At 68.3% G+C, this 5,896-nt stretch carries 6 protein-coding genes and 1 pseudogene; all 7 read right to left on the bottom strand.

The genetic code is table 11. The features are described from left to right. Positions 1 to 395: pseudogene (locus ABDV68_RS18040) on the bottom strand (hypothetical protein); the annotation flags it as partial. A gap of 130 nt (positions 396 to 525) precedes the next feature. Beyond that, positions 526 to 1,719 carry a parallel beta-helix domain-containing protein gene (locus ABDV68_RS18035; RefSeq protein WP_343521483.1) on the bottom strand — a complete coding sequence of 398 codons (1,194 nt, stop codon included), beginning with the start codon at positions 1,717 to 1,719 and terminating at the stop codon, positions 526 to 528. 192 nt (positions 1,720 to 1,911) lie between these two features. Beyond that, entirely contained in the window at positions 1,912 to 2,394 is a 483-nt protein-coding gene (locus ABDV68_RS18030) for a hemerythrin domain-containing protein (RefSeq protein WP_343521482.1), read from the bottom strand. A 62-nt stretch (positions 2,395 to 2,456) separates the two neighbouring features. Beyond that, complete coding sequence (locus ABDV68_RS18025) at positions 2,457 to 3,704, bottom strand: putative DNA modification/repair radical SAM protein (RefSeq protein ID WP_343521481.1); 1,248 nt, start codon at positions 3,702 to 3,704, stop codon at positions 2,457 to 2,459. 36 nt (positions 3,705 to 3,740) lie between these two features. Continuing rightward, positions 3,741 to 5,174 (bottom strand): hypothetical protein, encoded by a 1,434-nt coding sequence (locus tag ABDV68_RS18020; RefSeq protein ID WP_343521480.1) that lies wholly within the window; start codon positions 5,172 to 5,174, stop codon positions 3,741 to 3,743. Between the two features lie 167 nt (positions 5,175 to 5,341). Beyond that, positions 5,342 to 5,746 (bottom strand): hypothetical protein, encoded by a 405-nt coding sequence (locus ABDV68_RS18015; protein WP_343521479.1) that lies wholly within the window; start codon positions 5,744 to 5,746, stop codon positions 5,342 to 5,344. Between the two features lie 23 nt (positions 5,747 to 5,769). Then, on the bottom strand, positions 5,770 to 5,896 hold a 127-nt coding region (locus tag ABDV68_RS18010; RefSeq protein WP_343521484.1), incomplete at its 5' end, for a demethoxyubiquinone hydroxylase family protein.

Below are 5,896 nucleotides of genomic sequence, written 5' to 3'. Positions count from 1 at the left end.
ATCGCGACCCAGCCCGCGGCGCGGTGTAGCAGCAGGCGAGTCTCGAGCGGCCTGAACGCGGCGCCCTCGCCATAGCCGAAGGTCTTGATGAGCGCGCTGCCGACGGGGAAGTCGAACGCCTTGGCGGGATCATATGTCGCTCTGGCGCCGGCGGGGACGTAGATGAAGCGCTGCTTCACCGTATAGTCGGAGAACAGCGCGGTCTCGAGGTCGTAGCCCGCGACGCGGGGCGCGGGGGTGCGCTTGGTCAGGTCTGCGAAGAAGCCATAGTCGGAGAGCTTGGCGGGATAGCCGTCGGCGGTGATTGCCGCGTCGTTCACGCTGGCGGCAGGCTGCGTGGCGGCGGCGACGAACACCGTGGCCGCGAGCGCGAACAAGACGGCGCCTAGCCTCATGCACGCCTCCGCCGCTTGAAACTGCATGGCTGTTCCCCTGCGAACGCAGGGGTCCAGGACCAGGCAGGGCATCGCGTGACACCCTGGGCTCCTGCTTTCGCAGGAGAACTGCGCTGCAGGAAGGACATCGCTACTTCGCCGCAGCCTCCATCTCCGCCGGCAGCACCACCGCGGCGGGCTGGGGCACGTCGGGCGCGTTGAGTTCGACCTTGGATGGCTTGGCGCTCTCGACCGGGGCGCCGAGCGCAAGGCCGAGGCCGAGCACCGGCACCTGGTCGGCGACGCGCAGGCCCAGCTCGTCGGCCTTGCCGGTGCCGTCCCACCACACCGGCGGCGCATTGCCGCCGAACGCCGCGGTGAGGAAGCCGCCGCTCGGCACGTCGGGCGCGAAGCCGGCGCGGCCGTGGCGGTTGCCCGAGACGATGATGCGGCGCGGATAGGGGTTGTACTTCGCGTCCTCGAACTTGGGGCGATAGGAGATGATCATCACGTTCGCCGTGGCGTTCTCCGACAAATCGTTGTCAAAGACGTGGACACCGTCATTTGCCATCACCAGCACGCCGGTCCCCTTGGGCACGGTCGCGACGATATTGCCCTTGGGCGCGAAATTGGGGGTGTCGTTCGCCACCACCTTGTTGCCGAACACGCGCACCCCGCCGCCGTTCATGCGCGGGAGGTTGGGCAGGTCGAACACCAGGATGCCGCCGGTGTTGCCGGTGGCGGTGTTGCCATGGACATCGGCCATGTTGCTGTTCTCGATCTCGATCCCCGCCACGTTCTGCGACACGGTCGAGTTGCGCACCACGATCCGCTCCGACTGGCCGACATAGATGCCGGCGTCGGACGCGCCCTTCACCGTGACCCCATCGACCAGGATGGTGTGGCTGGAGACGGGATAGACGCCGTACGCGCCGTTGGTGGCCTTGGGCCCGCCGGTCCATTCGACGCGGATATCCTTGTAGACGATGCGGTTCGCCTCCTTGGACTTGATCCCGTCGCCTTTCGTATCCTCGACCGCGAAGCCGCGCAGCACGACGTCGTCGGAGGTGACGAGCAGGCCTTCGCCCGCGCCGAGCTGGCCCTTGAAGCTGAGCACGGTCCTGTCCGGCCCGGCGCCGCGCACGGTGACCTTGTCGACATCGAGGCTGAGGCCGTCGGTCAGCTCGAACCGGCCGGGGCCGATCTGGACGGTATCGCCCGGCTTGGCGTCGAGCAGGGCCTCCTGCAGCCGCTCCTGCGCGTTGGGGCCGGCGGGGACGTCGATCGTCTTGGCCTGCGCGGCGGACGCGAAGGCGAGCAGCGCGAGCGTGGCGGTGCGGATCATGAGCCTCTCCCTGTTTTGGGAGCAGCTTACCCGGTCCGCGCCGTGCGTCCAGCCATCAACAGGGGTGTCAGTTAGTGGTGCGAGGCGCCGAACACCACCGTCACCCCGGCCTTGAGCCGGGGCTTAGCTTCTACCATCATGAGAAGAAGAAGCCTGGCCCCGGCTCAGGGCCGGGGTGACGAGTTGGGGGTGTCACTCGCGCGCGTCGCCGGGCAGCTCGTCCTCGGCGCGCTCCAGCTCCTTCGGCTTGCGCTTCTCGAACACCGTTGCGAGCCTGGCCTTGGTCGCCTCGTCGAGATCCTTGGCGGCCGCCGGGAACATCTCCTCCTCTTCCTCCTCGATATGGTGGAGGTAGCGGTGGCGCAGTTCCTTGAAGGTCTTCATCCACGCGTCGCTCGACGGATCGGCCTCGACCAGCTCGCCGAGATAATCGTCGATCTCCTTGTGCTCGGACACCGAATGCCGCGCTTCGTCGCGCAGATCGGGATTGGCGAGCATCGTCGCATAGAGCGATTCCTCCTCGGCCGCGGCGTGAGCCTGCAACTCGACGCGAAGCTCGTCGAACAGGTCGCTGCGCAATTCGCTGTCGGGGTCGCTCGAGGCGATCCGCTCGAGCAGGTCGCGGTGACGGTCGTGATCGCGCTTCAAGTCCTCGAAAATGCGGTCGTCGGCCATGCAAAGTCTCCTCTGCCGCTCCAACCGACCAGCCAAGTGGTTGTTTCAGGCGCGATTCATTCTCAAGCGGCGAAGAGTTCGAGTTGCTCGCGCTTCGGGGCGACGAGCGGGCGCAGGTCGGCGCGATCGGACAGCGCGACCGGGCGCCAGTCATCGGCGATCAGGAACGGCCGCAGCTTGGTCAGCGATATGGTGAGCCGGCCGACATCGGCGAGGCCGAGCCGCCGCCAGCGCCGCGCGGCGAGGATATTGTCCACTGCCTTCACGCCCAAACCGGGGACGCGCAGCAGCGCCTGGCGTGGCGCGGTGTTGACGTCGACCGGGAAGCGATCGCGGTGCTTGAGCGCCCAGGCGAGCTTGGGATCGATGTCGAGCGGCATCATGCCGGTCGCCGGATCAGCGGCGTCGGCGACCTCGTCGGGGCGATAGTCGTAGAAGCGCATCAGCCAGTCCGACTGGTAGAGCCGGTGCTCGCGCATCAGCGGCGGGCGCTGGAGCGGGAGGACGGCGCTGGCGTCGGGGATCGGGCTGAACGCGGAATAATAGACGCGGCGCAGGTCGAAGCGGCCGTAGAGCCCGGCGGCGCGGCGCACGATGTCGCGGTCGGTCGCCGAATCCGCGCCGACGATCATTTGCGTGGACTGGCCGGCGGGGGCGAATTTGGGGGCCGAGCGGTAGCGCTTCGACGCGTCGCCGGTGTCGTCGATGTCGCGCTTGAGGCCGAGCATCGCGCCCTCGATCCGCGGCGCGGACTTTTCGGGGGCGAGGCGGGCGAGGCCGGCGGCGGTGGGGAGCTCGACATTGATCGACAGGCGGTCGGCATGCAGCCCGGCCTGGTGGATCAGCCCGGGATCGGCGTCGGGAATGGTCTTGAGATGGATATAGCCGCGGAAGTCGTGATCCTCGCGCAGGGATCGCGCGACCTCGACGATCTGCTCCATCGTGTAATCGGGCGAGCGGATGATGCCCGAGGAGAGGAACAGCCCCTCGATATAGTTGCGGCGGTAGAAATCGAGCGTGAGCTTGACCACCTCGGCGGCGGTGAAGCGCGCGCGGCGGACGTTCGAGCTCTTGCGGTTGATGCAGTAATGGCAGTCGAAGATGCAGCTGTTGGTCAGCAGGATCTTGAGCAGGCTGATGCAGCGGCCGTCGGGAGCATAGGCGTGGCAGATGCCCATCCCCTCGGTCGAGCCCAGCCCCTTGCCCCCCGCCGAGTTGCGCTTGGCGGTGCCCGACGAGGCGCAGGAGGCGTCGTATTTCGCCGCGTCGGCGAGGATTTCGAGCTTTTCGCGGAGGTCGAGCTGCGCCATTCGTTCAATATATGTTCTCGAACGAAGCCTGTCGAGTCAGGGACTTAGCTTCTCCCGATGCAATGCGACGGCCAGTGCCGTGGTCAGCAGGGCGGCGAGCGCGAGCCAGATGCCGAGCCCGGCCCAGGGCGACCAGCCCCAGAACTCGTTGGGGATGGTGCGGATGTCGCCGCTCAGGAATTTGGGGATGATGTGCTGGGTGATCGGGGCCGGGTAGAAATGCGGCGCCTGCACCTCGGCGGCGGTGATCGCGAGGTTGATCGCGACGCTCGCGGCGAGGAAGCCGCCGCCCAGCCATTTCTCGAAGCGGTTGGCGCCGCTCCAGAAGGCGGCGAGGCCGATCGCGAGATAGGCGACCGCGGGGAGCGCGTGGCGCGGCCCGGTCGAGTTGCCGCCGTCCCAATAGACGTAGGCGGCGTGGTAGAGGAACGCGATCACCGCGCCGGCTGCGGCCATCACGCCGATGTCGCGCTTCGCCGGATCGCGCAGCAGCGTCCAGATGCCGAAGGGCGCGAGCACCAGCACCGGCGCCACCCACACCATGCCGCGCCGCTTGCCGCCCAGGATCTCCCACAGCACGTCGAGCTTGGGATAGGTCAGGCCGAACAGCCCCTGCTTCATCCCCTCGAACCCGACCACGCCCGAATAGCCGGTCTGGAAGGGATGGCCGAACACGGCGAGGTTGTAGGCGAACAGCGGGATCGCGGCGACGAGCCCGCCGGCGAGCGTCAGCGCGACGATGCGTCCGACGCGGTCCGGCTCCCGGCCGCGTAGTCGCCACAGCGCCCAGAGCGCGACCGGGGCGCCGGTCAGCACCGCGGTATGCTCGATCACCACCGCCCAGCCGAGCGCAAGCCCGGCGGTCAGCGCATATCGTCCGGCCGGTCCGCCGCTGGTGCCGCGCCACACCGCCCAGATCGCGATGGCGAGCAAGGCGGTGGTCGGCGCGTGGCCGAAATAGGTGGTGCTCCACCCCCACATCGTCGTGCCGAGCGCAAAGCCCACCGCGCCGAACAGCCCGGCGACGCGGCTGCCGGTGAGGCCGGTGCCGAGATCGAGCAGCGCGACCGCCGCCAGCGCGGTCAGGATCGCGCTGGTGAAGGCGACCGCGACGCGCATCCGCAGCCGCAGGAAATCCTCAGCGGCGGGATCGAACAGCTTGTGCGGGACGTCGGCCGAGACCTGGCCGGTCACGGCGTTGGTGAGCGCCACCCAGGGCAGCGCCATCAGCGTCATGCCCGGCGCCTTGTCCATGTAGAAATGGCCGTCGAACAGCGCCTTGTCGATCGTCATGTCGGCGAACTCGTCGATCCGGGCATTGCCCTTCTCGACGATCGCGGTGGCGGCGAGCAGCCGCGTCGCGCTGTTGGGATTGAACGCCCAGGAGCCGAACCAGGTGCAGGACAGCCATACCAGCGCGAACAGCAGCGCCGGGACCTGCCAGCGCCTGCGCGCCTCACCTGTAGGCATCCCTTTTCCATCCCCCGTCGCGTTCATTGCAATCCACGCCACCATGTCGTCATCCCCGCGCAGGCGGGATCCAATGACGCTGACGTCGCGGTTCCATCGGTTCCGTCAGCAGGAATGGATCCCCGCCTGCGCGGGGGGTAACGATCAATCCGATTTGAGTCGCGATCCTAGTCCGGAAGGACCTTCTCGGCGCGGCGGCGCGCATCGGCCTCGGCCTTGCCCGCCTGGATCTCCCGGGTCGCGCAGCCGATTCCGCCGCCGGGGCCGACCGTCGTGCAGCTGCCGATGCCGGTGTCGCCCACCGACATCGCACCCTGCTGGCGCACCGCCCAGCTTTCGTTCTGCGGGGTGACCTCCTGGTCGCGCAGCTCCTGCGGGATGCGGAAGCGCTCCTCGGCGGGGCGGCGGACGCAGATCACCACTTCCTCGCCATCGGCGTTGGTCGGGCATTTGTCGTCGCCATAGATGACGAGCACGCCGTTCTGCGCCGCATTCTGCGCGGCCGCGGGCGCGGGCAGCGCCAGCACCGGCGCGGCGATCGCGGCAAGGCTCAGCAGGATCGTCTTGGTCATCATCTTCTCCTCGCCCCCGCCCTTCATAGCCGTTTCGAGACCGCAATGGCAGCCCTGCACGCCGCCCGGATCGCACCCGAGAGCAGCGGATAGGCCGGCGCCGTTTCCGCCCCCGCGGCCAGCGCCGAATCGCGATGCTCGAGCTCCTCG

The organism is Sphingomonas sp., assembly GCF_039595165.1.
Classification (GTDB): domain Bacteria; phylum Pseudomonadota; class Alphaproteobacteria; order Sphingomonadales; family Sphingomonadaceae; genus Sphingomonas.
The sequence above is the reverse complement of the archived record's forward strand: the minus strand, read 5'-3'. Positions and strand labels throughout refer to the sequence as shown.

What these genes read in the sequence shown, in the direction of transcription:
- ABDV68_RS18035 (WP_343521483.1), bottom strand. Translation starts at nt 1,719, where the DNA reads ATGATCCGCACCGCCACGCTCGCGCTGCTCGCCTTCGCGTCCGCCGCG.
- ABDV68_RS18015 (WP_343521479.1), bottom strand. Translation starts at nt 5,746, where the DNA reads ATGACCAAGACGATCCTGCTGAGCCTTGCCGCGATCGCCGCGCCGGTG.
- ABDV68_RS18030 (WP_343521482.1), bottom strand. Translation starts at nt 2,394, where the DNA reads ATGGCCGACGACCGCATTTTCGAGGACTTGAAGCGCGATCACGACCGT.
- ABDV68_RS18020 (WP_343521480.1), bottom strand. Translation starts at nt 5,174, where the DNA reads ATGCCTACAGGTGAGGCGCGCAGGCGCTGGCAGGTCCCGGCGCTGCTG.
- ABDV68_RS18025 (WP_343521481.1), bottom strand. Translation starts at nt 3,704, where the DNA reads ATGGCGCAGCTCGACCTCCGCGAAAAGCTCGAAATCCTCGCCGACGCG.